At 71.5% G+C, this 26,334-nt stretch carries 15 protein-coding genes, 1 tRNA gene and 1 rRNA gene; 11 read left to right on the forward strand and 6 right to left on the reverse strand.

Annotation, left to right across the window (positions count from 1 at the left end):
- The 3 genes from rrf to ACZ4TV_RS16720 form a co-directional block, all read left to right on the forward strand.
- Positions 1 to 93, forward strand: a 5S ribosomal RNA gene (gene rrf / locus ACZ4TV_RS16710); the annotation flags it as partial.
- Positions 94 to 98: 5 nt separating this feature from the next.
- Positions 99 to 174, forward strand: a tRNA-Thr gene (locus ACZ4TV_RS16715).
- Between the two features lie 92 nt (positions 175 to 266).
- Positions 267 to 905, forward strand: coding sequence for a hypothetical protein (locus ACZ4TV_RS16720; protein WP_468135222.1), 639 nt, complete (start codon positions 267 to 269; stop codon positions 903 to 905).
- Between the two features lie 27 nt (positions 906 to 932).
- On the opposite strand, the gene ACZ4TV_RS16725 is transcribed toward ACZ4TV_RS16720, so the two are convergent.
- Together ACZ4TV_RS16725 and ACZ4TV_RS16730 are read right to left on the reverse strand one after the other, a co-directional pair.
- A complete protein-coding gene (locus ACZ4TV_RS16725; protein ID WP_468135224.1) occupies positions 933 to 1,445 on the reverse strand; it encodes a DinB family protein in 513 nt (170 codons plus the stop codon).
- A gap of 56 nt (positions 1,446 to 1,501) precedes the next feature.
- The gene (locus ACZ4TV_RS16730) at positions 1,502 to 4,087 is read right to left on the reverse strand and encodes a SpoIIE family protein phosphatase (protein ID WP_468135226.1); all 2,586 of its coding nucleotides are present in this window, start codon (positions 4,085 to 4,087) and stop codon (positions 1,502 to 1,504) included.
- 168 nt (positions 4,088 to 4,255) lie between these two features.
- Between ACZ4TV_RS16730 and ACZ4TV_RS16735 the strand changes: the two genes are divergently transcribed.
- From ACZ4TV_RS16735 to ACZ4TV_RS16770, 8 genes are all read left to right on the forward strand, one after another.
- Positions 4,256 to 9,832 (forward strand): HAMP domain-containing protein, encoded by a 5,577-nt coding sequence (locus tag ACZ4TV_RS16735; protein WP_468135228.1) that lies wholly within the window; start codon positions 4,256 to 4,258, stop codon positions 9,830 to 9,832.
- Between the two features lie 274 nt (positions 9,833 to 10,106).
- Entirely contained in the window at positions 10,107 to 10,790 is a 684-nt protein-coding gene (locus tag ACZ4TV_RS16740) for a response regulator (protein WP_468135230.1), read from the forward strand.
- Between the two features lie 135 nt (positions 10,791 to 10,925).
- Positions 10,926 to 13,718 (forward strand): DNA translocase FtsK, encoded by a 2,793-nt coding sequence (locus tag ACZ4TV_RS16745; RefSeq protein ID WP_468135232.1) that lies wholly within the window; start codon positions 10,926 to 10,928, stop codon positions 13,716 to 13,718.
- A gap of 221 nt (positions 13,719 to 13,939) precedes the next feature.
- Positions 13,940 to 14,836 (forward strand): helix-turn-helix domain-containing protein, encoded by an 897-nt coding sequence (locus tag ACZ4TV_RS16750; protein WP_468135234.1) that lies wholly within the window; start codon positions 13,940 to 13,942, stop codon positions 14,834 to 14,836.
- A gap of 126 nt (positions 14,837 to 14,962) precedes the next feature.
- A complete protein-coding gene (gene rimO, locus ACZ4TV_RS16755) occupies positions 14,963 to 16,462 on the forward strand; it encodes a 30S ribosomal protein S12 methylthiotransferase RimO (protein WP_468135236.1) in 1,500 nt (499 codons plus the stop codon).
- Complete coding sequence (gene pgsA / locus ACZ4TV_RS16760) at positions 16,459 to 17,115, forward strand: CDP-diacylglycerol--glycerol-3-phosphate 3-phosphatidyltransferase (protein WP_468135238.1); 657 nt, start codon at positions 16,459 to 16,461, stop codon at positions 17,113 to 17,115. Before rimO ends, pgsA begins: the two co-directional genes overlap by 4 nt.
- Before the next feature lie 47 nt (positions 17,116 to 17,162).
- The gene (locus ACZ4TV_RS16765; protein ID WP_468135519.1) at positions 17,163 to 17,714 is read left to right on the forward strand and encodes a CinA family protein; all 552 of its coding nucleotides are present in this window, start codon (positions 17,163 to 17,165) and stop codon (positions 17,712 to 17,714) included.
- A gap of 109 nt (positions 17,715 to 17,823) precedes the next feature.
- The gene (locus tag ACZ4TV_RS16770) at positions 17,824 to 18,204 is read left to right on the forward strand and encodes a helix-turn-helix domain-containing protein (protein ID WP_030012484.1); all 381 of its coding nucleotides are present in this window, start codon (positions 17,824 to 17,826) and stop codon (positions 18,202 to 18,204) included.
- A 447-nt stretch (positions 18,205 to 18,651) separates the two neighbouring features.
- Here ACZ4TV_RS16770 and ACZ4TV_RS16775 read toward each other — a convergent pair whose 3' ends face one another.
- From ACZ4TV_RS16775 to ACZ4TV_RS16790, 4 genes are all read right to left on the reverse strand, one after another.
- Positions 18,652 to 19,479 carry an SDR family NAD(P)-dependent oxidoreductase gene (locus ACZ4TV_RS16775; protein ID WP_468135240.1) on the reverse strand — a complete coding sequence of 276 codons (828 nt, stop codon included), beginning with the start codon at positions 19,477 to 19,479 and terminating at the stop codon, positions 18,652 to 18,654.
- Positions 19,480 to 19,522: 43 nt separating this feature from the next.
- Positions 19,523 to 20,317: an Fpg/Nei family DNA glycosylase gene (locus tag ACZ4TV_RS16780; protein ID WP_468135242.1), complete on the reverse strand. Its 795-nt coding sequence runs from the start codon at positions 20,315 to 20,317 to the stop codon at positions 19,523 to 19,525.
- Positions 20,318 to 20,876: 559 nt separating this feature from the next.
- Positions 20,877 to 21,557, reverse strand: coding sequence for a hypothetical protein (locus tag ACZ4TV_RS16785; RefSeq protein ID WP_468135244.1), 681 nt, complete (start codon positions 21,555 to 21,557; stop codon positions 20,877 to 20,879).
- A 155-nt stretch (positions 21,558 to 21,712) separates the two neighbouring features.
- Positions 21,713 to 26,302, reverse strand: a complete 4,590-nt coding sequence (locus ACZ4TV_RS16790; RefSeq protein WP_468135246.1) for an ATP-dependent helicase — start codon at positions 26,300 to 26,302, stop codon at positions 21,713 to 21,715.
- Between the last annotated feature and the right edge of the window lie 32 nt (positions 26,303 to 26,334).

A 26,334-nucleotide genomic window follows, 5' to 3' on the forward strand; every position in this document is an offset into this window, starting at 1 on the left:
ACGCCCGGTTACATTCCGAACCCGGAAGCTAAGCCTTTCAGCGCCGATGGTACTGCAGGGGGGACCCTGTGGGAGAGTAGGACGCCGCCGAACAACCCGCCCTTTTAGCTCAGTCGGTAGAGCGTCTCCATGGTAAGGAGAAGGTCAACGGTTCGATTCCGTTAAAGGGCTCCACATGAAAAAGGCCCCCGCCATTTTGGCGGGGGCCTTTTTGCGTTTTAGGCTGTGCCCGGGTGCGACTTTTCGCAGAACGGGGAGGGAAGAACATGACACAGCTCACCGCGGCCGAGGCCGCATTCGAGAGTGCGTGGAACGACGAGCGGTACACGCGAGCGGAACTGCCGCCGGTCGACGTCAATCGCGTGCTTGCCGAGCGGTACATCAGCGACGAGCCGGTGGCCTTCACGCGGGCCATGATCTGGGACATGGAAGTACGGAAGGCCGGCAACCCCGCCGCCTTCATTCCCTACGTCGTCAAGGAAGGCACCGCCTCGGCGTGGGTGCCGGGGAGGGAGGGCGGCGAGCTCGGGGACGAGTTCGTCCGGCAGTCGCAGCAGCGGCTGTGGCTCCGGCCCGAGGACTACGGGCTGGTGCTGGAGGAGGTCTCGCTCCACCACGAACGGCAGCTCGTCACCTTCACCGGCCGGGCCGCCTTCCCTGATGCCCAGGGCAACACCCTGGTCGCCGGCACCGGTCAGCCCCTCTTCCACGTCCAGCACGGTGTGGGCGGTACCGACGAGCGGCCCACCAACATCTGGCGGATCGTCCTGCTCACGGACGGCGAGGACGAACGGTTCCAGAAGGTGTTCGCGGACATGGCGGACGACGTGTGGCTGCCCGGATTCGTCGAGCACTACGTGCGCGACGTACTGAACATCGGGCTCACCAGGCGTGCGACCACCTGACGCTGCCGGGTCCCGGCGCGGGGACCGTCAGTAGTAGCCCTTCTCGCCGTCGGCCAGTTCGCGGATCGCGTCCAGGTGGCCGGCGTGGCGGGCGGTCTCCTCGATCATGTGCAACATGACCCAGCGAAGGGAGGCGGCGCCGGCCTTGAAGTCCTTGTTGAGGCCGGTGTCGTCCAGGGCGAGTGCGGCGACGATCTCGTTCGAGACCGCACACTGGCGCTCGTATTCGTCCAGGAGCCGGCCGAGGGGGATGCCGTCGACCTTCATGTCGGCGTCCTCCACCTCCCCGAACTGGGGGTTGGCCGCTGACGGGCGGTTCAGCAGCATCACCTCGAACCAGCAGTGCTCGACCCAGCGCATGTGGGAGACGAGGCCCGCCGCCGTCATCAAGGGGGAGGACGGGAGGACGGGGCGGTGGGCGTCCTCGTCCGAGAGGCCCTCGCACTTCCAATGGATGATCGAGCGCTGCATGTCCAGCCAGCCCAGCAGCTGGGTGCGTTCGTCGGCGGTGTAATCGGGTCGTATGCGAGGAGTCGGCATGGGCGCCGAGGTTAGTGCAGAGGGAGGACGCCCGCACCGGGATTACGGCACGGCCATCAATCGCCCGTGCGCTGCTCCGGGACACGGAAGGCCAGGATCGCCATGTCGTCCGAGGCGGGCTCGGCCGCGAAGCGTTCCACCGCGCGCAGGACGCGGGAGGCGACCGCGCCCGCGGTGAGGCCCGTGCAGGTGGTGAGGACCTCGGCGAGACCGTCGTCGCCGAGCATGCGGGTGCCCTCGCGGCGTTCGGTCACGCCGTCCGTGACGCACAACAGGACATCGCCCGGATCGAGGGTGAGGGTCTGCTCGTAGAGGTCCAGGTCCTCGATCACGCCCAGCAGGGGCTGCGGGTCGGCGGCCGCGTCGACCTGCCCGTTCGGGCGCAGGCGCAGTGGGAGCGGGTGGCCCGCGCAGACGACCTTCATCAGGGCGCCCCCTTCCGGCTGGGGGTGGAGCTCGCCGTACAGGAGGGTGAGGAAGCGGCTGCGGGCGCCCTCGTCGAGGATGGCCGCGTTGAGGCGTTCGAGGACCGCCGGACCACCGAGGCCTTCCCGGGCCAGCAGGCGCAGAGCGTGCCGGGCCAGTCCGGTGACGGCGGCCGCCTCGGGGCCCGTACCGCAGACGTCGCCGATGGCGAAGCCGTACGCGCCGTCGCGGATCGGGAAGACGTCGTAGAAGTCGCCGCCCACCTCGTTGCCCTCGCCGGCGGCGCGGTAGATGACCTCGACCTCCATGCCCGGGATGGCGGGGGAGCCGGGCGGCAGCAGGCTGCGCTGGAGGGAGCGGCTGATCGCGGTGCGCTCGGAGTAGAGGCGGGCGTTGTCGAGGGCGAGGGCGGCCCGGCGGGAGAGGTCCTCGGCGAGTTCGAGGATCTCCTGGCGGAAGTGCTCCTCCCTCGGCTTGCCGAGGGTGAGCATGCCGATCACACGGTTGCGGGCGAGGAGGGGCAGGACCACCGTCTCGCCGCCGACCGCGAGGGCCGCCTCCGACCACGGGCGGGCGCCGGCCTCGCGGACCGGGTCGGGCGGGCTGACCCGGGAGAGCAGGGCCTTGAGGCCGTCGATGCGCTCCTCGTCCTCGTGGAGGACGTAGGAGAGGTACGGGTCGGAGGACTGGTCGGCGATGGTGTAGACGGCGCACCAGGTGGCGAGGGTGGGGACGGTCATCTGGGCCATGAGGGCCAGGGTCTGGTCCCGGTCGAGGGTACCGGCCAGCAGGTCGGAGGCCTCGACGAGGAAGGAGAGGGAACCGCGCCGCAGGCGTTCCAGTTCGCCGAGGCGGGCGGATTCCACGGCGAGGGCGATGCGGTCGGCGGCGAACTGGAGGTGCAGGGCCTCTTCGTTGGAGTAGCGGCCGGGGGCCTCGGCGGCGACGCCGAGGGAGCCGGTGAGCCGGCCTTCCACCTTGAGGGGGACGGTGACCGCCGAGCGCATGCCGGTGGCCTCCAGGAGCGGGACGGCTCCGGGGACGGCGACGAGGTCGTCGTGGACGGCGGGCATCCGGGCGGAGCCGTAGCGGTTGGTGCCCGCCTCGACGGGGACGCGGGCGAAGCGCTGGCGGGTGGAGGGCAGGCCGGTGGTGGCGCGCACCTCCAGCTCGGTCTCGTCGTCGGTGGCGAGCAGCAGGAAGGCGGCGTCCGCGTCGAGGAGGTCGCGGGCCCGTTCGACGGTGCGCTGGAGGAGGCCGTCGAGGTCGTCGGGGGCGGGAGAGCCGATGAAGACCTCGAAGGGGTCCGCGGGGCGCGGGTCGGTGAAGGATCCGCTGTCGGTGGCGGGTACCCGTACGGGAGTCTGGAGCAGGGCGCGCTCGTCGTCGTGGACGAGGAGGCAGACGATGGACGGTTCGCCGTGGGCGTCGCGGACCCGCAGGTGGGAGGCGTAGATAGGGATGACGCGGCCGTCGGAGCCGCGGACGCCGTAGCTGCCCTCCCAGCGGGACAGGCGCAGGGCCTCGGCGATGCCGGTTCCGGTGCCGGGGGTCTGCGGCCAGGCGGCGAGCTCGGCGAGCGGGCGGCCCAGGGCCTTCTCGGCGGGATAGCCGAAGATGTGCTCGGCATCCTCGTTCCAGGCGGAGATGGCATCGGCCGCGTCGACCTGGAGTACGGCGACGCGGACCCGGCTGTCGGCGAGGGGGAGCAGCTGGTCGGGGACGACGGGACCCGCGGAGCGGGTACCGACCGGCCGGTCTGGGAGGTCGAGACGGAACCACACGTGCTTGTGGGTGGCCGTGTACTCGACGCCCCAGCGGGTGGCGAGGGCGGCGCAGAGCATCAGGCCGCGGCCGCTCTCGCGGTCGGGGTCGGCGTACGGGCTCTCTCCGGGGTGCCGGAGCGGGAGCTCGCGCTCCGGGTACCGGTCGGCGACCTCGACCCGTACGCCGCCCTGGGCGCGCAGGCACAGGACCTCGGCCCTGGTTCCGGCGTGGACCACGGCATTGGTGACGAGCTCGCTGGTGAGGACCACCGCGTCGTCGACGATGTCCGCGAAGCCCCAGCCCTGCAGGGTGTCGCGGACGAACGCGCGAGCGCCGGCGACCGAGCGCCCGAGGGGATCGAAACTGGCAGCCGCCCGTGCCGTGATCACAAGTCTCCTTCGACGCGGTTGGACATCGAGTGCCAGGTTACTTACCTTCACGGTCGGCATGGTGCCGTCGTCGGGGATTCCACCCGCAGGGTACGGCGGGTGTGCGATGGTGCCGAAGTGTTATGGCCGGGTTCGGCCAGGGTGAAACACTGGGCAGGCTTGCAGAGCCGGCTTGAGAAGAGTCAGGTGTCCGGTGGAACAGCGGTCGACCCTTTCGGGAGGGACACGGTGGAGTCTGGCGCAGCGGTGCGGCGTACGGGAACGCGGCCGAAGGGCGGACGGTCCCGGCGCAGTGGCACGACAGAGGTCGATACCGCCGCTCTGAACCGGCTGCTCACGGCCCTGGTGTCGATGCGGGACGGGAATTTCCGCAAGCGGCTGACGGTGTCCGGCGAGGGCGTGATGGCGGAGATCGCCGCCGTCTACAACGAGGTCGCCGACCGCAATCTCCATCTGACCGGGGAGCTGTCCCGGGTCCGGCGGATGGTGGGCCGCGAGGGCAAGCTGAGCGAACGGCTGGAAACAGGTGCCTGTGAGGGCTCCTGGGCGGCCGCGATCGACGCTTCCAACCAGTTGGTGGACGATCTTGCCCGGCCGGTGTCCGAGGTCGGCCGGGTGCTTTCGGCGGTGGCCGAGGGCGATCTGGACCAGCGGATGGACCTGCGGACGCAGGCGGCCGACGGGGTCGGGCATCCGCTGCGCGGCGAGTTCCTGAAGGTCGGGCGTACGGTCAACAACCTGGTCGACCAGCTGTCCGCGTTCACCGACGAGGTGACGCGCGTGGCGCTGGAGGTGGGCACCGAGGGCAAGCTCGGCGGTCAGGCCCAGGTGCGCGGAATGTCCGGTTCCTGGAAGGATCTGACCGACTCCGTCAACACGATGGCGTACCGGCTCACCGCTCAGGTGCGTGATATCGCTCTTGTCACGACGGCGGTCGCCAAGGGTGATCTGTCGCGCAAGGTCACGGTGCACGTGGCCGGTGAGATGCTCCAGCTGAAGAACACCGTGAACACCATGGTGGACCAGCTGTCCTCCTTCTCCTCCGAGGTGACCCGGGTCGCCCGCGAGGTGGGTACGGAGGGCGAGCTGGGCGGCCAGGCGAAGGTGCCCGGGGTCGCGGGCGTGTGGAAGGACCTGACCGACTCGGTCAACACCATGGCCGGCAACCTGACGGCCCAGGTGCGCGGGATCGCGCAGGTGACGACGGCGGTCGCGAACGGCGACCTGTCGCAGAAGGTCCGGGTCAGCGCGCGCGGCGAGGTGGCGCAGCTGGCCGAAACGATCAATCAGATGACGGAGACGCTGCGTACCTTCGCGGACGAGGTCACGCGTGTGGCCAGCGAGGTCGGGGCCAAGGGTCTGCTGGGCGGTCAGGCGCAGGTGCCGGGGGCCGCGGGGACGTGGAAGGACCTCACCGATTCGGTGAACACGGTCTTCCGCAACCTCACCACGCAGGTGCGGGACATCGCGCAGGTGACCACGGCGGTGGCCAACGGCGACCTGTCGCAGAAGGTCACGGTCGACGTGGCCGGCGAGATGCTGGAGCTGAAGAACACCGTCAACACGATGGTCGACCAGCTCCAGTCCTTCGGTGCGGAAGTGACGCGGGTGGCCCGCGAGGTCGGCGTCGAGGGTGAGCTGGGCGGTCAGGCGCAGGTGCCGGGGGCCGCGGGGACGTGGAAGGACCTCACCGATTCGGTGAACACCGCCTTCCGCAACCTCACCGGTCAGGTGCGCAACATCGCGCAGGTGACCACGGCGGTGGCCAACGGCGACCTGTCGCAGAAGGTCACGGTGGACGTCTCGGGCGAGATGCTCCAGCTGAAGAACACCGTGAACACCATGGTGGACCAGCTGTCCTCCTTCGCCGACCAGGTCACGCGGATGGCGCGGGACGTGGGTACGGAGGGCCGGCTCGGCGGCCAGGCCAGGGTGGAGGGGGTGTCCGGCACCTGGAAGGAGCTGACCGACTCCGTCAACTTCATGGCCGGGAACCTGACCTCGCAGGTGCGTCAGATCGCGCAGGTGACGACGGCGGTCGCCCGGGGTGACCTCTCGCAGAAGATCGACGTGGACGCCCGGGGCGAGATCCTGGAGCTGAAGAACACCATCAACACGATGGTCGACCAGCTCTCGGCCTTCGCGGAGCAGGTGACCCGGGTGGCGCGGGACGTGGGTACGGAGGGCCGGCTCGGCGGCCAGGCGCAGGTGCCCGGGGTGGCCGGCGTATGGCGCGACCTGACGGACTCCGTGAACGGCATGGCCGGGAACCTGACCTCCCAGGTGCGCAACATCGCGCAGGTCGCCACGGCGGTCGCGCGCGGTGACCTCTCGCAGAAGATCGACGTGGACGCCCGGGGCGAGATCCTGGAGCTGAAGAACACCCTCAACACGATGGTCGACCAGCTCTCGAACTTCGCGGAGCAGGTGACGCGAGTGGCCCGTGAGGTGGGCACCGAGGGCATCCTCGGCGGCCAGGCGGAGGTGAAGGGCGTCTCCGGTACCTGGAAGGACCTCACCCAGTCCGTCAACTTCATGGCGAACAACCTGACGTCCCAGGTGCGCAACATCGCCGAGGTGACCACGGCGGTCGCCATGGGCGACCTCTCCAAGAAGATCACCGTCGACGCCAAGGGGGAGATCCTCGAGCTGGTGACCACCGTCAACACGATGGTGGACCAGCTGTCGTCGTTCGCGGAGCAGGTGACGCGGGTGGCCCGCGAGGTGGGCTCCGAGGGCATCCTGGGCGGTCAGGCCCGGGTCCGCGGGGTGACCGGCATCTGGAAGGACCTGACCGACAACGTCAATCTGATGGCGAACAACCTGACCTCCCAGGTGCGCAACATCTCCCAGGTCTCGGCGGCGGTCGCCAACGGCGACCTGACGAAGAAGGTCACCGTCGAGGCGCGCGGCGAGGTCGCGCAGCTCGCCGACACCGTCAACACGATGGTGAAGACCCTCTCCTCCTTCGCCGACGAGGTGACGCGGGTGGCCCGCGAGGTGGGCACGGAGGGACGCCTCGGCGGTCAGGCGCACGTGCCGGGCGTCTCGGGGACGTGGAAGGACCTCACCGACTCGGTGAACTTCATGGCCTCCAACCTCACCGGCCAGGTGCGGCAGATCGCCATGGTCACGACCGCCATCGCCAAGGGCGACATGACCAAGAAGATCGACATCGACGCCCGCGGCGAGATCCTGGAGCTCAAGACCACCATCAACACGATGGTCGACCAGCTGTCCTCCTTCGCCGACCAGGTGACCAGGGTGGCCCGCGAGGTGGGCACCGAGGGCATCCTGGGCGGTCAGGCCCGGGTCCGGGACGTCGACGGCACCTGGCGGGACCTGACCGAGTCCGTGAACGAGATGGCCGGGAACCTCACCCGGCAGGTGCGCGCCATCGCGGCCGTGGCCACCGCGGTGACCCGCGGCGACCTGAGCCTGAAGGTCGACGTGGACGCGGCGGGCGAGATCCAGGTCCTCCAGGACAACATCAACACGATGATCGTCAACCTGCGCGACACCACCTTGGCCAACAAGGAGCAGGACTGGCTCAAGGGCAATCTCGCCCGGATCTCCGCCCTGATGCAGGGCCGCCGGGAACTCGACGACGTGGCCTCGCTGATCATGAGCGAGCTGACGCCCGTGGTCTCGGCGCAGCACGGAGCCTTCTTCCTGGCCCTGCCGACCGGCGGGACCACCGAGATCGGGACGGAGGGGGGCGCGGACGGCTCGTACGAGCTGCGGATGCGCGGCAGTTACGCGTACGCGGGCGGCCAGATGCCCATCTCCTTCCGGCCGGGGGAGGGGCTGATCGGGACCGTCGCCGAGGAGAAGCGGACGATCCTCGTCGAGAACACCCCGCCCGGCTACCTGAAGATCTCCTCGGGGCTCGGTGAGGCGCCGCCGGCGCATGTGATCGTGCTGCCGGTGCTCTTCGAGGGGAAGGTGCTCGGCGTCATCGAGCTGGCCTCCTTCACGCCCTTCACGCAGATCCAGAAGGACTTCCTCAGCCAGATCGCCGAGATGATCGGGACGAGCGTCAACACCATCAGCGTCAACTCCAAGACGGAGATGCTGCTGAAGCAGTCGCAGGAGATGACCGAGCAGCTGCGCGAGCGTTCCGACGAGCTGGAGAACCGGCAGAAGGCGCTGCAGGCCGCCAATGCGGAGCTGGAGGAGAAGGCCGAGCTGCTGGCGCAGCAGAACCGGGACATCGAGGTGAAGAACACCGAGATCGAGGAGGCCCGGCAGGTCCTGGAGGAACGTGCCGAGCAGCTCGCGGTCTCGATGCGCTACAAGTCCGAGTTCCTGGCGAACATGTCGCACGAGCTGCGGACGCCGCTCAACTCGCTGCTGATCCTGGCCAAGCTGCTCGCCGACAACGCGGACGGGAACCTCTCGCCGAAGCAGGTGGAGTTCGCCGAGACCATCCACGGCGCCGGTTCGGACCTGCTGCAGTTGATCAACGACATCCTCGACCTGTCGAAGGTCGAGGCCGGGAAGATGGACGTCTCGCCCACCCGGATCGCGCTGGTCCAGCTCGTGGACTACGTGGAGGCGACCTTCCGGCCGCTGACCGCGGAGAAGGGCCTGGACTTCTCGGTACGGGTTTCCCCGGAGCTGCCGGCGACCTTGCACACCGACGAGCAGCGGCTGCTCCAGGTGCTGCGCAACCTGCTGTCGAACGCGGTGAAGTTCACCGACAGCGGGGCGGTCGAACTGGTGATCCGGCCGGCCGGGGCCGACGTGCCGACGGCGATCCGCGAGCAGCTGCTGGAGGCCGGTTCGCTGCGCGAGGCGGACGCGGATCTGATCGCCTTCTCGGTCACCGACACCGGTATCGGGATCGCGGCGAGCAAGATGCTGGTGATCTTCGAGGCGTTCAAGCAGGCCGACGGGACGACCAGCCGCAAGTACGGCGGCACCGGGCTTGGCCTGTCCATCAGCCGGGAGATCGCCCGGCTCCTGGGCGGGGAGATCCACGCGGCCAGCGAGCCCGGCCGCGGGTCCACCTTCACGCTGTACCTGCCGCTTCACCCGAGCGAGCTGCCTCCGCAGGGGTACGCGCCGCCCACGCCCGGCGGGGCCCGCGGCGAGCTGTACCGCAGGTCCCTCGACGGGGCGCGGCCCGTGCTGCCGCCGGCTCCGGCCGGGCCGGCGGCCGTGGCGTCGGCGCAGCAGGAGCCGGTGCGGCCGGCCCCGTCGGCCGCCGGGCAGGGCGGTCAGGGCGGTCAGCGAGAGGGCGGGCAGGCCGGGCAGGCCGGCCAGGGGCAGGGCGGCGGGGCCGCGCTGTTCCGGCGGCGGCGCAAGGCGCTGAGCGACCTGGAGCCGCGCACGGCAGTGCCGGGGCAGCCCAATGTGCAGGGGCCCGAGGACGGCTGGGGCAGTGCCGAGGAGGAACTCCCGGTGGTGCCCCGGACGTACGACTTCCACGGCGAGAAGGTGCTCATCGTGGACGACGACGTACGCAACGTCTTCGCGCTCACCAGCGTGCTGGAACAGCACGGGCTGGCCGTGCTGTACGCGGAGAACGGGCGGGAGGGCATCGAGGTCCTCGAGCAGCACGACGATGTGACGGTCGTGCTGATGGACATCATGATGCCCGAGATGGACGGGTACGCGACGACCTCGGCGATCCGGCGGATGCCGCAGTTCGCGGGGCTGCCGATCATCGCGCTGACGGCGAAGGCGATGAAGGGGGACCGGGAGAAGGCGATCGACTCCGGTGCTTCCGACTACGTCACCAAGCCCGTCGATCCCGACTACCTGCTGTCGGTGATGGAGCAGTGGATGCGGGGCAAGTGATCGCCGGGAGAGCGGACGGATATCAATTGCCGACCCACTGTGGCCGGGGCGGTGTGGGAGCGCGGAATACGGGGAACCTTCTGCTCTCCCACCACGTTTCTGCTACGTGCACAGTGACATCTTGGTGACAGGGTGTGGCGATCTCGGGACTGGGGCTACGATGACCGGCACAAGGACGGACGGCGCAAGGATGCCGTCCTCTGGGGCGGGGCCCGGCGCACAGGCCGGAGCCAGGAGCCGGGGAGGCCCCGTGCCGGGGCGAGGAGGACAGGGCATGGTGCAGAAGGCCAAGATCCTCCTGGTCGACGACCGGCCGGAGAATCTGCTGGCGCTGGAGGCCATCCTCTCCGCGCTCGATCAGACACTGGTCCGGGCGTCGTCGGGGGAGGAAGCGCTCAAGGCGCTGCTGACGGACGATTTCGCGGTCATCCTGCTGGATGTCCAGATGCCGGGGATGGACGGATTCGAGACGGCCGCGCACATCAAGCGGCGGGAGCGGACCCGGGACATTCCGATCATCTTCCTCACCGCGATCAATCACGGTCCGCACCACACGTTCCGCGGCTACGCGGCGGGTGCGGTGGACTACATCTCCAAGCCCTTCGACCCGTGGGTGCTGCGGGCCAAGGTCTCGGTCTTCGTGGAGCTGTATACGAAGAACTGCCAACTGCGGGAGCAGGCGGCACTGCTGCGGCTCCAGCTGGAGGGCGGCAACTCGAACGGCGTGGACGCGAGCAAGGAGACGGCCGGACTGCTGGCCGAGCTCTCCGCGCGGCTCGCGGCGGTCGAGGAGCAGGCCGAGGCGCTGACCAAGCAGCTCGGCGAGGACGACGCCGACGCGGGTGTGGTGGCGACCGCGGCCCATCTGGAGCGCAAACTCACCGGACTGCGGCGGGCGCTCGACGCGCTGGAGCCCGGGACCGCCGGAGGGGCTCCGGCCCTGCCCGCGCAGAACTGACCACTTCGGCGTCACTCGGCGTCAGTCGGCGTCACGTCTGGCGGTGCGTCAAAGTACCGACCCGGCCCACGACACGAACGGGTGAAGGGGTGGGCACGCGTGTCCACCGGCGTGCGCACCGGTAACCTCGGGCGCATGGCCTCAAGTACGTCCGGCAAGGGTTCCCAGAGCACCGCGGGCACCGCGAAGGGCCGCACCGGCCGTACGACGGCGCCGGCGAAGAAGTCGGCCCCCGCACGCAAGCCTCCGGCGAAGAAGGCCGCGGCCGCCAAGCGCGCCCCGGCCAAGAAGGCGGCGGCCAATCCCGCGCCGTCCCCTACGGGGGGTGTGGTGCGGCTGGTGCGCGCCGTGTGGCTCGGCTGTGCGCACGCGATCGGCGCCGTCTTCCGCGGGATCGGCCAGGGGGCCAAGAACCTCGACCCCGCCCACCGCAAGGACGGCGTCGCGCTGCTGCTGCTCGCCCTCTCGCTGATCGTCGCCGCCGGAACCTGGTCGAATCTGAGCGGTCCCGTCGGGGATCTGGTCACCATGCTGGTCACCGGTGCCTTCGGACGACTGGATCTGCTCGTGCCGATCCTGCTCGGGGTCATGGCAGTACGTTTCATCCGCCATCCCGAACAGGCCGACGCCAACGGCCGCATCGGCATCGGGCTGTCCGCCCTCGCCATCGGGGTCCTGGGCCTGGTCCACATCGCCTGCGGAGCGCCCGGCCGGGACGAGGGCACCACCGCGATGCAGAACGCGGGCGGGCTCATCGGCTGGGGCGCCTCCAAGCCGCTGATCTTCACCATGGGCGCCCCGCTGGCCGTGCCGATGCTGGTACTGCTCACGATCTTCGGGCTGCTGGTGGTCACCGCGACCCCGGTCAACGCGATCCCGCAGCGGCTGCGCAGGCTCGGCATCCGGCTGGGGATCATCGCCCAGAACGAGGATGCCGACGGCTATGACGCCTACGGGGAGGCCGGGGGCGTCCCCGCCGAGCGGCACGACCCTGAGCAGTGGCGGGCCCGTCGTACGGGAGCCGGCGCGGGCTCCGGCGACCCGGCGGACGCCGCCGAGGAGGAGGCGCTCGCCCGGCGGCGCCGGCCGCGCAGGACCGCCGCCCGGCCGGCCATGGCCCGCGAGATGGACGCCGTCGACGTGGCCGCGGCGGCCGCCGCCGCGCTGGACGGGGTGGTCTACGGCGGGATGCCGCCCTCCCCGCTCGTCGCCGACCTCACGCAGGGCATCACCACTCCGCGCGAGAGTGCGCAGAGCACCGCTCCGGTACCGACCGCCCGCGCGGAGCGTCCCGTACCGCCCACCGCTCCCGCGACTGCCGCCGCTCCCGCCGAGCAGCCGCACGCCACCACCGCCGCGGCCTCCGGGACGCTGTCGGTGCCCGATCTCACCAAGGCCCCGCCGCAGACCCAGGCGCTGCCGCCGCGCGCCGAGCAACTCCAGCTGCGGGGGGACATCACGTACGCGCTGCCCTCGCTCGACCTGCTGGAGCGCGGCGGGCCCGGCAAGACCCGCAGCGCCGCGAACGACGCCGTGGTCGCCTCGCTGACCAACGTCTTCATGGAGTTCAAGGTCGACGCGCGGGTCACCGGCTTCACCCGGGGCCCGACGGTCACCCGCTACGAGGTGGAGCTCGGCCCGGCGGTCAAGGTGGAGCGGATCACGGCGCTGGCGAAGAACATCGCCTACGCCGTGGCCTCGCCGGACGTCCGGATCATCAGCCCGATCCCGGGCAAGTCCGCGGTCGGCATCGAGATCCCGAACACCGACCGCGAGATGGTCAACCTGGGCGACGTACTGCGCCTGGCGGACGCGGCCGAGGACGACCACCCGATGCTGGTCGCGCTGGGCAAGGACGTCGAGGGCGGCTACGTCATGGCCAACCTCGCCAAGATGCCGCACGTGCTGGTGGCCGGTGCCACCGGTTCCGGAAAGTCCTCCTGCATCAACTGCCTGATCACCTCCGTCATGGTCCGGGCCACCCCGGACGACGTCCGCATGGTGCTCGTGGACCCCAAGCGGGTCGAGCTGACGGCGTACGAGGGCATTCCGCACCTGATCACGCCGATCATCACCAACCCCAAGCGGGCCGCCGAGGCGCTCCAGTGGGTCGTGCGCGAGATGGACCTGCGCTACGACGACCTGGCCGCCTTCGGCTACCGGCACATCGACGACTTCAACCAGGCCATCCGGGACGGCAAGATCAAACTGCCGCCGGGCAGCGAGCGGGAGCTCAGCCCGTACCCGTACCTCCTGGTGATCGTCGACGAGCTGGCCGACCTGATGATGGTGGCCCCGCGCGACGTCGAGGACTCGATCGTCCGGATCACCCAGTTGGCCCGCGCGGCCGGCATCCATCTGGTGCTGGCGACCCAGCGGCCCTCCGTGGACGTGGTCACCGGCCTGATCAAGGCGAACGTGCCCTCGCGGCTGGCCTTCGCGACCTCCTCGCTGGCCGACAGCCGGGTCATCCTCGACCAGCCCGGTGCCGAGAAGCTCATCGGAAAGGGTGACGGGCTGTTCCTGCCGATGGGGGCGAACAAGCCGGTCCGCCTCCAGGGCGCCTTCGTCACCGAGGACGAGATCGCCGGGATCGTCCAGCACTGCAAGGACCAGATGGCGCCCGTCTTCCGGGACGACGTCACCGTCGGGCAGAAGCAGAAGAAGGAGATCGACGAGGACATCGGCGACGACCTGGACCTGCTGTGCCAGGCGGCGGAGCTGGTGGTCTCGACGCAGTTCGGCTCCACCTCGATGCTCCAGCGCAAGCTGCGGGTGGGCTTCGCCAAGGCCGGGCGGCTCATGGACCTCATGGAATCGCGCGGAATCGTCGGCCCGAGCGAGGGTTCGAAGGCGCGCGACGTCCTGCTGAAGGCCGATGAGCTGGACGGCGCGCTCGCCGTCATCCGGGGGGAGGCTCACCCGTAGAGAATCGACGAGCAACCGTTTCCCTTGGACTCGCGTCCAGTTGAAGGGAGGTGGCGGCACCGCGCACGACATCGCGTACGGCGCTCGGGCCGCCGCACCGGACCTGACCTCCCGTCGCCATTCGGATGGCGTAGGAAGTGCACCCTCCGGTTGCTCCACCCTTTCGTCACCCCCCTAGACTGGACATCCAGCAGGTGGCTACACGCTCGAAAGGCGCCCTTGTGTCCATCGGCAAATCCAACTCCCCCGAAGAAGAGCGGCCTTCGACCGACGACCGGTCCGAGGACCCCATCGTCGAGCGTTCCGTCGAAGGGCCGTCCATCGGGACGGCCCTGAAGAAGGCCCGGATCGCCGCCGGGCTCACCGTCGACGAGGTCAGTTCCACCACCCGCGTGCGCATCCCGATCGTGCACGCGATCGAAGAGGACGACTTCACGCGGTGCGGCGGCGACGTCTACGCCCGCGGTCACATCCGTACGCTAGCCCGCGCCGTCCAGCTCGACCCGGCACCCCTGGTCGACAGCTACGACGCGGCCCACGGCGGCCGGCCGGCACCCACCCCCGCCGCGCCGATGTTCGATGCCGAACGCATCCGCCCCGAGCGGCAGCGGCCCAACTGGACCGCGGCCATGGTCGCCGCCATCGTCGCCGTGATCGGCTTCGTGGGCTTCACGGCCTTCAGCGGCAGCGGCGAGAACGACAAACGGCCGGTGGCGGAAGGTTCCGCCTCCCCGAAGCCGGCACCCAAGCAGTCCGGCGGAAAGCCGGCCGCGCAGCCCCAGCAGACCCCGGCGGCGCCCAAGCCGGAGCCCTCGGACAGCGCCATCGCCGCGGCGCCCAAGGACCTCGTCACGGTCGTCCTGACGGCCGACACCGGCGAGAGCTGGATCTCCGCGAAGGACTCCACCGGCCGGCTGCTCTTCGACGGCACCCTCGTGCAGGGTGAGTCCAAGACCTTCACGGACAAGGAGTCCGTCGACCTCGTGCTCGGCGACGCCGGGGCCGTGAAGCTCTTCGTGAACGGCAAGGAGATCAAGGAAGACTTCCAGCCGGGTCAGGTGGAACGTCTCACATACACCAAGGAAGACCCCCTCGTGGATGAGCCCCAGGCAGGCTGACCAGAGGCCGCCCTAGGGCGGAACGCTTGAATCCGGATCCCCGGGGTGCTGAGCCGCACCCCGGGGATCTTGCTGTACGGGGACTTGCGGCTGGGGCCGACGCCGGGACGAAGTAGTCTTGAGTCCATGCCCGAACGCCGTACCGTCGCCCTTGTCACTCTTGGCTGCGCCCGTAACGAGGTGGACTCGGAGGAGCTCGCAGGCCGCTTGGCGGCGGATGGCTGGGAGCTCGTCGAGGACGCCGCCGACGCGGACGTAGCCGTCGTCAACACCTGCGGCTTCGTCGAAGCCGCCAAAAAGGACTCCGTAGACGCCCTGCTGGAAGCCAACGATCTCAAGGATCACGGCAAGACCCAGGCCGTCGTCGCCGTCGGCTGCATGGCCGAGCGCTACGGCAAGGAACTCGCCGAAGCGCTCCCCGAGGCCGACGGCGTGCTCGGCTTCGACGACTACGCCGACATCTCCGACCGCCTCCAGACCATCCTCAACGGCGGCATCCACGCCTCCCACACCCCGCGCGACCGGCGCAAGCTGCTGCCGATCAGCCCGGCGGCGCGCCAGGACGCCGAGGTGGCACTTCCCGGCCACGCGCAGGAGCCCGCCGAGGCGCCGGCCGAGGCGCCCGCCGACCTGCCGGACGGGCTCGCGCCCGCCTCCGGGCCGCGCGCTCCGCTGCGCCGCCGCCTGGACAAGAGCCCCGTGGCCTCGGTCAAGCTGGCCTCCGGCTGCGACCGGCGCTGCTCCTTCTGCGCCATCCCGTCCTTCCGCGGCTCCTTCATCTCCCGCCGCCCCAGCGACGTGCTGGGCGAGACCCGCTGGCTCGCCGAGCAGGGCGTCAAGGAGATCATGCTGGTCTCCGAGAACAACACCTCGTACGGCAAGGACCTCGGCGACATCCGGCTGCTGGAGACCCTGCTGCCGGAGCTGGCCGAGGTGGACGGCATCGAGCGCGTGCGCGTCAGCTACCTGCAGCCCGCCGAGATGCGGCCCGGCCTGATCGACGTACTCACCTCGACCCCCAAGGTCGTGCCGTACTTCGACCTCTCCTTCCAGCACTCGGCCCCCGACGTGCTGCGCGCCATGCGCCGCTTCGGTGACACCGACCGCTTCCTGGAGCTGCTGGACACCATCCGCAGCAAGGCTCCGCAGGCCGGTGTGCGGTCCAACTTCATCGTCGGTTTCCCCGGCGAGAAGGAGTCGGACTTCGCGGAGCTGGAGCGTTTCCTCACCCACGCGCGCCTGGACGCCATCGGCGTCTTCGGCTACTCCGACGAGGACGGCACCGAGGCCGTCACCTACGACCACAAGCTGGACGAGGACACCATCGCCGAGCGGCTCGCGCACATGCAGCGGCTCGCCGAGGAGCTCACCTCGCAGCGCGCGGAGGAGCGGATCGGGGAGACCCTGGAAGTACTCGTCGAGACGGTGGAAGCCGTCGACGAGGACGGCGAGGGCGCCTACGGCCGCGCCGCGCACCAGGCACCCGAGACCGACGGCCAGGTCGTCTTCACGGACAGCACGGGCCTGGTCCCCGGCCGTATCGTCACGGCGAAGGTGGTCGGCACCCTGGGTGTGGACCTGGTGGCCGAGCCCCTGGGCATGGATCTTGAGGAGGCGGCCGGATGACCGGAGTCCCGGCATCTGCGGCGGGCGGGACCGGCCGCCGGCCCGTGTCCGGCGCGACGCTGGGGGCTGCGGCGGTCAATCAGGCCAGCCTGTGGAACATCGCCAACATCCTGACGATGATCCGGCTCGTGCTGGTGCCGGGCTTCGTCCTCCTGCTGCTCGCCGAGGGCGGCTACGACCCGGCCTGGCGGGCCTGGGCCTGGGCGGCGTTCGCCGTCGCCATGATCACGGACATCTTCGACGGGCACCTGGCCCGGACGTACAACCTGGTCACGGACTTCGGCAAGATCGCCGATCCCATCGCCGACAAGGCGATCATGGGGTCGGCGCTCATCTGTCTCTCGTGGCTCGGCGACCTCCCCTGGTGGGTGACCGGGGCGATCCTCGGACGGGAGCTCGGGATCACGCTGCTCCGCTTCTGGGTCATCCGCTACGGCGTGATTCCGGCCAGCCGCGGCGGCAAGCTGAAGACCCTGGCCCAGGGCACGGCCGTGGGCATGTACGTGCTCGCGCTGACCGGGCCGCTGGCGACCTTGCGCTTCTGGGTGATGGCGCTGGCCGTCGTGCTGACCCTCGTCACCGGTTTGGACTACATCCGCCAGGCGGTCGTACTGCGCCGCCAGGGTCTCGCCGAGGAGCGGGCCGCGAGGTGACGTACGCGGCGGGGGGTCCCGCGGTGGTGGAAGCCGGTTCCGGAGTGATGGGAGCGGCCGGAGTGGTCGGTGGGGTCGGTGAGATCGGCGCGGTCGAAGCGGCTGCTGATGTGCTGCGGCTGCTCGCGGAGAGTGACCAGACCCTCGCCGTGGCCGAATCCCTGACCGGCGGCATCGTGGCGGCCGAGCTCACGGCCGTCCCCGGTGCCTCCCTGTCCTTCCGCGGCTCGGTCACGGCGTACGCGACGGAGATCAAGCACCGGGTCCTGGGGGTGGACGCGGGACTGCTCGAGGCCGAAGGCGCGGTGAACGCGCAGGTCGCGGCGGAGATGGCGGCCGGCGTGCGACGGGTGATGGGCGCCTCGTGGGGAATCGCGACCACCGGAGTGGCCGGTCCGCAGCCGCAGGACGGGCAGCCGGTGGGCACCGTTTTCATCGCGGTGGACGGTCCGGGGGGCAGGAAAACGGTCCGGCTGAGGTTGAAAGGCTCCCGCGCGGAAATCCGTAGGGAGAGTGCACGGACAGTGCTGGAACTTCTCTCAGGCCAACTCCGCGAGAATGCGCGGAGGCAGGATACGGAACAGAACGGGGGGATTTGATGTTTGCAGCCCTGAGTGAACACGACATCGCTCCCCGCACGGCCGCGGCGCGAGGCGGTACGGTGGGGCGTGAAGGATGCGGCTACACGGTCAGAGGAGGGAGCCACCGATGATTCTGCTCCGTCGCCTGCTGGGTGACGTGCTGCGTCGGCAGCGCCAGCGCCAGGGCCGTACTCTGCGCGAAGTCTCCTCGTCGGCCCGAGTTTCGCTCGGCTATCTCTCCGAGGTGGAGCGGGGGCAGAAGGAGGCATCCTCCGAGCTGCTCTCCGCGATCTGCGACGCGTTGGACGTACGGATGTCCGAGCTGATGCGCGAAGTCAGCGACGAGCTGTCGCTGGCCGAGCTGGCACAGTCGGCCGCGGCAAGCGAACCGGTGAGTGTGCCGGTCCGCCCGATGCTCAATTCGGTCTCCATGGCTTCGGTCACTGGTGGGCCGGAGCGGGTGACCATCAAGGCGCCTGCGGAAGCGGTGAATGTCGTAGCCGCGTGAGCGAGTACGTGCGTGTTTGAGTGTGGCCGGAGCCCCGGTCGGTGCGTGACGCACCGACCGGGGCTCCCGGCCGTTCTGGGTGCGGGGGAGTGGGGGGTGCGGGAGGATGGGGCCGTCCGGGTCCCGGCCCCTGGGAGGTAGCCGTGCGGCGGTTACTGCGCATACCTGTGGCGTCGGCACTCGCGCTGGCGGTCGGCTTGCTGTGGTGGTGGGCCGTGCTGCGGCTGGTGCTGGCGCCCGAGGAGTCCGGGGCCGTCGAGGGCGCTGTGGCGGTGGGCGGCTGGGGGCTGGGGGTGCTGCCGGTGCACTGTGTGCCGGGACCGGTGCGGAAGGCCCGGCGGCGGTGGGCGGGCGGGGCGGAGCGGGCTGACGGGGCGGACGAAGCTGAGGGGGCTGCGGGGGCTGGGGGAGCCGCGAGGGCGGGCGGGGCCACGGGGCCTGCTGGGACTACCAGGGCATCGACACTCCACCGTTCGGGCGAAGGATCTGGCCCGTCATGAAGGACGAGGCGTCCGAGGCCAGGTAGAGCACCGCCTGGGCGATGTCCTCGGGCTCGCCGACCCGGCGCAGGGGGGACATGCGGACCATCGCCGCCTCGGTCCGCTCCTGGACTTCGGGGCTGTGGCGGCCGGTCATCGGGGTGCGGATCCAGCCGGGGGCGACGGCGTTGACCCGTATGCCGTGCGGGCCGGCCTCGGTGGCGAGGGTCTTGGTCAGCTGCACGACGGCGGCTTTGGCGGCGCTGTAGCAGAGCAGGCCGGGCTGGGCGGCGTCCACGGCCCCGGAGGCCATGGTGACGATCGAACCGGGGCGGCCCGCCGCGATCATGGAGCGGGCGGCTTCCTGGCAGGTGCGCAGGATTCCCTTGAAATTGATGTCCAGGACCCGGTCGAGGTCCTCGTCGGTCGTCTCCAGGACGCTGCTGGTGTGCATGATCCCGGCGATGGCGGCGGTGATGTCGAGGGGGCCCGCCGCGGTGACGGCCGCCCGGAGCGCGGCCCGGTCGGTGACGTCGAGAGGGTGGACGGTGGCGCCGCCGGCCTTGTTCTCCGCGACGAGGGCGGCCGTCTCGGCGAGGCCCTGCTCGTCGCGGTCCGCGCAGTGCACGTGCGCGCCCGCCCCGGCGAGGAGGACGGCGGTGGCGCGGCCGATGCCGCTGGCGGCGCCGGTGACCAGGGCGGTGCGGCCGCTGAGGTCGTACGAGGCTGTGGGTGTGGGCATGGCGGAGTGTGTGGGCATGGCGGGACCGTACGACCGTATCTGACGGAGCGTCAACCAGCTCGTCCTGTCGCCCGGACACCGCCCGGGACGAGACGACCTAAGGCGTCGGGCCGGTCTGGCAGCGGGGGCACCAGTAGGTGGGGCGGCCGTCCTGGGGGGCTTCGCGGACGGGGGCGCCGCAGCGCAGGCAGGGGCGGTGGGTGCGGCCGTAGACGAACAGGTCCTGGCCGGGGCGGCGGCTGCCGGTGGTGTTGCGGGGGCCCGGCCGCTCGCCGTTGTTCGCGGACAGCAGGCGGTGGGCGGCGGCGGCCAGGCGGGGGAGGGTCGCCTCGGGGAGCGCGCCGACGGGGGTCCAGGGGGTGACCCCGGCCAGGAAGCAGAGCTCGGCCTTGTAGATGTTGCCGATCCCGGCGAGGTTGCGCTGGTCGAGCAGGGCCTCGCCGAGGGGGCGCTCGGGGGCGGCCAGGAGGTTGGCGGCGGCGCGGCCGGCATCCCAGTCCGGGCCGAGGAGATCGGGGCCGAGATGGCCCACGGCCCGGTCCTCGTCGGCGGTGCGGATCAGTTCCAGGACGGGGAGGCGGTAGCCGACGGCGGTGTGGTCGGCGGTGCCGAGGACGGCCCGGATCTCGTGGGCGGGGCCGCCGCGCCACTTCTCGCCGGCGGCGAAGACGTGCCAGGCGCCGTCCATGCGGAGGTGGCTGTGCAGGGTGAGGCCGCCCTCGAAGCGGGCGAGGAGGTGTTTGCCCCGGGGGGTGACGTCAAGGGTGACGCGGCCGGTGAGGTCGGCGGTGGCGAAGCGGGGGACGCGCAGGTCGCTGCGCGTGAGCTCGCGGCCTGCCAGGGCCGCGTGGAGACGGCTCGCCGCGCGCAGGATGCTGTCGCCTTCGGGCATGCCCCCATTGTCGCCCGCCGCGCGCCGCCGCTGACCGATACCGCCCTGCGCGCCCTGGCCCGGCCCCGATACGGCCCGATGTGCCCGCGGCGCCCTGGCCCGGGCCCGATACGGCCCATGTGCCCGCGGCGGCCTGGCGTGGCCCGGCCCTGCGCGGTCCCGGCCCGGTGAGGCTCTCGGCGCCCCGGCCCCATGCGGCTCTGCGCGGCCCGCGCGGGCGGTTCGCGTGCTGACGTGCTCTAGGTCGTCTCTTTCGGATCTTGCCGGGCAGCGCGGGTCCGGCAAGATCGGAAAGAGACGACCTAGCAGCCCCGGGCTTCGGGTGGTGGGTCGCCGCCGGCGTCCATGGCGTCGGTCAGGCCCGAACGCGCCCGGCGCGGCCATGCGCGGGGCGCTGGCGGCCCGCAGGCGCCCGACGTGGCCCGATGTGCCTGCGGCGGCCTGGCGTGGCTCGGGGCGGCCTGACGGGCCCGATGGGGTACGCGCGGCGCTGCCCGGGGTGGGGCGGGCGGGAGCCCCTGCGGTGGGGTGTTCCGCAGGGGCTCGCGCGGGGCGGTCGTTACTTCCAGATGAGGCCCTTGTTCTTGTTCAGCGAGTTGTAGGGGTTGCCCCAGTACTCGGCCGCGGTGACCTTCGTCTGGGCCGACGGGGCGAGGGCCACCACGCAGCTGGTCTGCGTCTGGCCGTTGGTGAAGCCCTTCGGCAGCGACTCGTTCGGGCACTTCTCGAACTTGCCGATGACCGACAGCTTCTGGGCCTCGCTGCCGTCCCCGAGCAGGCCCTTGATGTGGCCCACGGAGGAGAACGAGAGGTCCGTGGTCCCGGTGTTCTTGACCGAGTAGCGGATGTAGTAGGGGATCATCCCCTTCACCTTGTCGCCGAGCTTGAGCACGTCCAGGTCGGCGGGGTTGCCCTGCTCGATCGCGGTGACGGTGAGGGCTATCTGGCCGCCCTTGTTGTTTCCGTAGCTGAACGGGACCTCCGCAGCCTCGCCGATCTTGAAGGTCTGGCCGGACTTCGCCGTGCCCCCCGCCCCCGCGGGGGCCTCGCCGCCGGTGGAGGGGCTGGCCGAGGTGGTGGGCTGGGCGGACCCGGTCGCCTCCGAGGGCTGGGCGGACGGAGAGACCGGCTGCGTCGGGAGCTCTTCGTTGCCGTTCTTGCAACCGGTCAGGGCCAGGGCCGCGGCGACCGCCAGGCCGACCGTGCCGAGGGTGGTGGTACGCATGCTGCTGGTGCTCACTCTTGTGCTCCCCCATGACTGTGCATCGCCCCTGCGATGCCTGTGATCATCTTGATAAAGGATGAATAAGCGCCGATGCCAGCTCAGGGGCGGTCAGGAACGGTTCTGTGACATGTCCAGGACGTCCGCGGAACAGTCGAGACCGTTCGCAGTCGTCAGGGCCGCAGGCGCAGACCCCTCGGGGTGGCGTGGAAACCGGCCGCCTCCAGGGCCCGGCCCAGCGGGGACGTCAGGGCCGAGGCGGCGTTGATCCGCTCCACGGTCAGGGCCGGGAGGGTGCCCGCGCGCGAGGCCGTCACCAGGGCGGCCGTGGCGGCCGCGAGCCGGGGGTCCGCCGGAGGCGGCCAGGCCAGCAGGGTCTTGCCGCCGCGCTCCAGATACAGGGTGAGTTCCCCGTCCACCAGGACCACCAGGGAGCCCGCCTTCCGGCCCGGCTTGTGGGTGGCCCCGGCCGGGGGCTCGGGCCAGGGCAGGGCCGCGCCGTACGCGTTCGCCGGGTCGGCGGCCGCCAGGACCACCGCCGCCAGCGGGGGCGGGGTCCGCTCGGCGGCCCGCAGGCGGTCCACCGCGCCGTCCATCGCGAACTGGGCCGCACCCAGCCCCTCGACCACATAGCCCCGACGGGCCTGGCCGCTGTCCTCGAAGGCCGACAGCACGCGGTAGACGGCGCTGAAGCCGCCCTCCACCCCTTCCGCGGCGACCGCGCCCCGGGTCACCACCCCGTGCCGGTCCAGCAGGGTGCGGGCCAGGGCGTGCGCCCGGTGGGTCGGGTCCGGAGCCGGGGAGGGCAGGAGCGACCAGCGCCCCGCGACCGTGGGCGGGCCGGTGCGGGACACGGTCGCGCTGAGCGTGCCGTACCGGCCGCGGGGGACCGTACGCCGGGCCCGGTGGGCCGTCGAGCCCGCCGTGCGGCCCGAGCCCAGCAGTGAGCGCAGCGGGGCCAGGGTGTCGTTGGTGAGCCGGCCCGACCAGGCCAGATCCCACACCGCCTCGGAGAGGGCGACATCGGACACCTCGGGGAACTCGGCGCGGATCGACTGCGCGATCTGCCGGAAGAAGAGGCCGTACCCGCCCGCGAGGGACGCCAGGACCGCCTGGTGGAGCGGGCTCGCCTCCAGGGGGTGCGGCGGGGGCAGGAGCAACGGGGCCGCGTCCGCCAGGTAGAGGGAGATCCAGCCGTCCTTGCCCGGAAGGGCTCCGGCGCCCGCCCAGACCACCTCGCCCGTGGTGGTCAGTTCGTCCAGCAGGCCGGGGGAGTAGCCGGTCACCCGCGACGGGAGGATCAGCCGTTCCAGCGCCGAGGCCGGGACCGGGGCGCCCTGGAGCTGTTCGACCGCGCGGGCCAGGCCGTCGAGGCCGCGCAGGGCTCCGCCCAGGTGCTGCCACTGGGGGAGGAAGGTGGCCAGCGAGGTCGGCGGGACCGGTTCCAGCTCCTGGCGGAGCGCGGCGAGCGAGCGGCGGCGCAGCCTGCGCAGCACCGTCGCGTCGCACCACTCCTGGCCGATGCCCGCCGGGTGGAACTCGCCCTGGACCACCCGGCCGGCCGCGGCGAGCCGGTGCAGCGCGCCCTCGGTCACCGCAGGGCCCAGGCCGAAGCGTGCGGCGACGGCGGCCGTGGTGAACGGCCCGTGGGTGCGGGCGTACCGGGCCAGCAGGTCCCCCAGCGGGTCCTTGACCGGCTCGGTGAACGCCTCCGGCACGCCGACGGGGAGCGCCGTGCCGAGCGCGTCCCGCAGCCGGCCCGCGTCCTCGATCGCCGCCCAGTGGTCCGCGCCGCCGATCCGGACCCGGATGGCGCGGCGGGCCGCGGCGAGCTCGTCCGCCCAGGACGGATCCGCCCCCCGCTCCGTCAGCTGATCCGGCGTCAGCGGGCCCAGCATGCGCAGCAGGTCGGCCACCGACTCGGCGTCCTTCGCCCGCCGGTCCTCGGTGAGCCACTGGAGCTCCCGCTCCAGCTCCTCCAGCACCTGCGCGTCGAGCAGTTCGCGCAGCTCCGCCTGGCCGAGCAGCTCGGCCAGCAGCCGGGAGTCCAGCGACAGCGCGGCCGCCCTGCGCTCGGCCAGGGGGGAGTCGCCCTCGTAGAGGAACTGGGCGACGTACCCGAAGAGGAGGGAACGGGCGAAGGGGGAGGGCTCCGGGGTGGTGACCTCGACCAGGCGGACGCGGCGCGCCTCGATGTCGCCCATCAGCTCGGTCAGGCCGGGCACGTCGAAGACGTCCTGGAGGCATTCGCGTACGGCCTCCAGCACGATCGGGAACGAGCCGAACTCCGAGGCCACCTGGAGGAGTTGGGAGGCGCGCTGGCGCTGCTGCCACAGCGGGGTGCGCTTGCCCGGACTGCGGCGCGGCAGCAGCAGGGCGCGGGCCGCGCACTCGCGGAAGCGGGAGGCGAAGAGCGCGGAGCCGCCGACCTGGTCGGTGACGATCTGGCTGATGTCACCGTGGTCGAAGGCGACATCGGCCGCGCCCAGCGGGGCCTGTTCGTCGTCGAACTCGAAGGCGGGCACGCCTGCCGGATCGAGGTCCAGGAGGTCCATGGACAGCAGGTCCGCATCGGGGAGGCGGAGCACGATGCCGTCGTCGGCGTGCATCACCTGCGCGTCCATGCCGTACTTCTCGCCGAGGCGGGCGCCCAGCGCCAGCGCCCACGGGGCGTGCACCTGCGCGCCGAACGGCGAGTGGACCACGACCCGCCAGTCGCCCAGCTCGTCACGGAAGCGCTCCACCACGATCGTCCGGTCGTCCGGCACGTGGCCGCAGGCCTCGCGCTGTTCGGCGAGGTACGCCAGCACGTTCTCCGCGGCCCAGGCGTCCAGGCCGGCCGCCAGCAGCCGCAGCCGGGCGTCCTCGTCGGTGAGGCCGCCGAGCTCGCGGAGGAACGCGCCGACCGCGCGGCCCAGTTCGAGCGGCCGGCCGAGCTGGTCGCCCTTCCAGAACGGCAGCCTGCCCGGCACCCCGGGGGCCGGCGTGACCAGGACCCGGTCGCGGGTGATGTCCTCGATCCGCCACGAGGTGGTGCCCAGGGTGAAGACGTCCCCCACGCGGGACTCGTAGACCATCTCCTCGTCGAGCTCACCGACCCGCCCGCCGCCCTTCTTCGGGTCCGAGCCCGCGAGGAAGACGCCGAAGAGCCCGCGGTCCGGAATGGTGCCTCCGGAGGTGACAGCGAGGCGCTGGGCCCCCGGCCTGCCGGTGATCGTCCCCGCCACCCGGTCCCAGACCACGCGCGGCCTGAGCTCGGCGAACGCGTCCGACGGATAGCGGCCGGCCAGCATGTCCAGCACCGCCGTGAAGGCGGACTCCGGCAGCGCCGCGAAGGGCGCCGCCCGCCGCACCAGGGCGAGCAGGTCGTCCAGCTGCCAGGTGTCCATCGCGACCATCGCGACCAGCTGCTGGGCCAGTACGTCGAGGGGGTTTGAGGGAACGCGAAGGGACTCGATCGCACCCGTGCGCATCCGCTCGGTGACCACGGCCGCCTGCACCAGGTCGCCGCGGTACTTGGGGAAGACCACCCCGGTGGAGACCGCGCCCACCTGGTGCCCGGCCCGGCCCACCCGCTGGAGCCCCGAGGCCACCGAGGGCGGGGACTCCACCTGCACCACCAGGTCCACCGCGCCCATGTCGATGCCCAGCTCCAGGCTGGAGGTGGCGACCACGGCCGGCAGCCGGCCCGCCTTCAGGTCCTCCTCCACCAGCGCCCGCTGCTCCTTGGACACCGAGCCGTGGTGCGCGCGGGCCAGCAGGGGCGGGGCGCCCAGGGCGGCGCCCGACTGCGCCATGATCTCGGCCGGTGGTGAACCCTCCGGCAGTCTCTCGCCCATCGCGCGCTCGTACGCGATCTCATTGAGCCGGTTGCACAGCCGCTCGGCGAGACGGCGGGAGTTGGCGAACACGATCGTCGAGCGGTGCGCCTGCACGAGGTCCGCGATCCGCTCCTCCACATGCGGCCAGATCGACGGCTTGTCACCGCCCTCCCGGCCCTCGGTCGCGGGGGATCCGCCCAACTCGCCCATGTCCTGCACCGGGACGACCACCGACAGGTCGAACTCCTTGGCCGACGGCGGCTGGACGATCTCCACCTTGCCGCGCGGCGCGAGGTACCGGGCCACCTCGTCCACCGGCCGGACCGTCGCCGACAGCCCGATCCGGCGCGCCGGGCGCGGCAGCAGCTCATCCAGCCGCTCCAGGGAGAGCGCGAGGTGCGCGCCGCGCTTGGTCCCGGCCACCGCGTGCACCTCGTCCACGATCACCGTCTCGATCCCGGCGAGGGCGTCCCGGGCCGCCGAGGTCAGCATGAGGAATAGCGACTCGGGGGTGGTGATGAGGATGTCCGGCGGGCGGGTGGCCAGTGACCGGCGCTCGGCGGGCGGGGTGTCGCCGGACCGGATCCCGACCCTGATCTCCGGCTCGGGCAGACCGAGGCGGACGGACTCCTGCCGGATCCCGGTCAGCGGGCTGCGGAGATTGCGCTCCACGTCGACGGCCAGGGCCTTCAGGGGCGATACGTACAGGACGCGGCAGCGCTTCTTCGGCTCGGCGGGCGGCGGGGTCGAGGCCAGCTGGTCCAGGGCGGCGAGGAAGGCGGCCAGGGTCTTGCCGGAGCCGGTCGGAGCCACGACCAGCACGTCCGAGCCCTCCCCGATCGCCCGCCAGGCCCCTTCCTGCGCGGTGGTGGGCGCGAGGAAGGCCCCCGTGAACCACGAGCGGGTCGCGGGGGAGAACGAGTCGAGCGCATCGCCTGCCATGCCCCCATCGTGCACCCGGCCACTGACAACGG

The organism is Streptomyces sp. NPDC028910 (assembly GCF_055564955.1).

Bases quoted from the DNA above. Each gene is read 5' to 3' on its own strand.
- pgsA (WP_468135238.1), top strand. From the start codon at position 16,459: ATGACCGGAGTCCCGGCATCTGCGGCGGGCGGGACCGGCCGCCGGCCC.
- rimO (WP_468135236.1), top strand. From the start codon at position 14,963: ATGCCCGAACGCCGTACCGTCGCCCTTGTCACTCTTGGCTGCGCCCGT.
- ACZ4TV_RS16720 (WP_468135222.1), top strand. From the start codon at position 267: ATGACACAGCTCACCGCGGCCGAGGCCGCATTCGAGAGTGCGTGGAAC.
- ACZ4TV_RS16725 (WP_468135224.1), bottom strand. From the start codon at position 1,445: ATGCCGACTCCTCGCATACGACCCGATTACACCGCCGACGAACGCACC.
- ACZ4TV_RS16730 (WP_468135226.1), bottom strand. From the start codon at position 4,087: ATGCCGACCGTGAAGGTAAGTAACCTGGCACTCGATGTCCAACCGCGT.
- ACZ4TV_RS16765 (WP_468135519.1), top strand. From the start codon at position 17,163: ATGGGAGCGGCCGGAGTGGTCGGTGGGGTCGGTGAGATCGGCGCGGTC.
- ACZ4TV_RS16780 (WP_468135242.1), bottom strand. From the start codon at position 20,317: ATGCCCGAAGGCGACAGCATCCTGCGCGCGGCGAGCCGTCTCCACGCG.
- ACZ4TV_RS16790 (WP_468135246.1), bottom strand. From the start codon at position 26,302: ATGGCAGGCGATGCGCTCGACTCGTTCTCCCCCGCGACCCGCTCGTGG.
- ACZ4TV_RS16770 (WP_030012484.1), top strand. From the start codon at position 17,824: ATGATTCTGCTCCGTCGCCTGCTGGGTGACGTGCTGCGTCGGCAGCGC.
- ACZ4TV_RS16740 (WP_468135230.1), top strand. From the start codon at position 10,107: ATGGTGCAGAAGGCCAAGATCCTCCTGGTCGACGACCGGCCGGAGAAT.
- ACZ4TV_RS16745 (WP_468135232.1), top strand. From the start codon at position 10,926: ATGGCCTCAAGTACGTCCGGCAAGGGTTCCCAGAGCACCGCGGGCACC.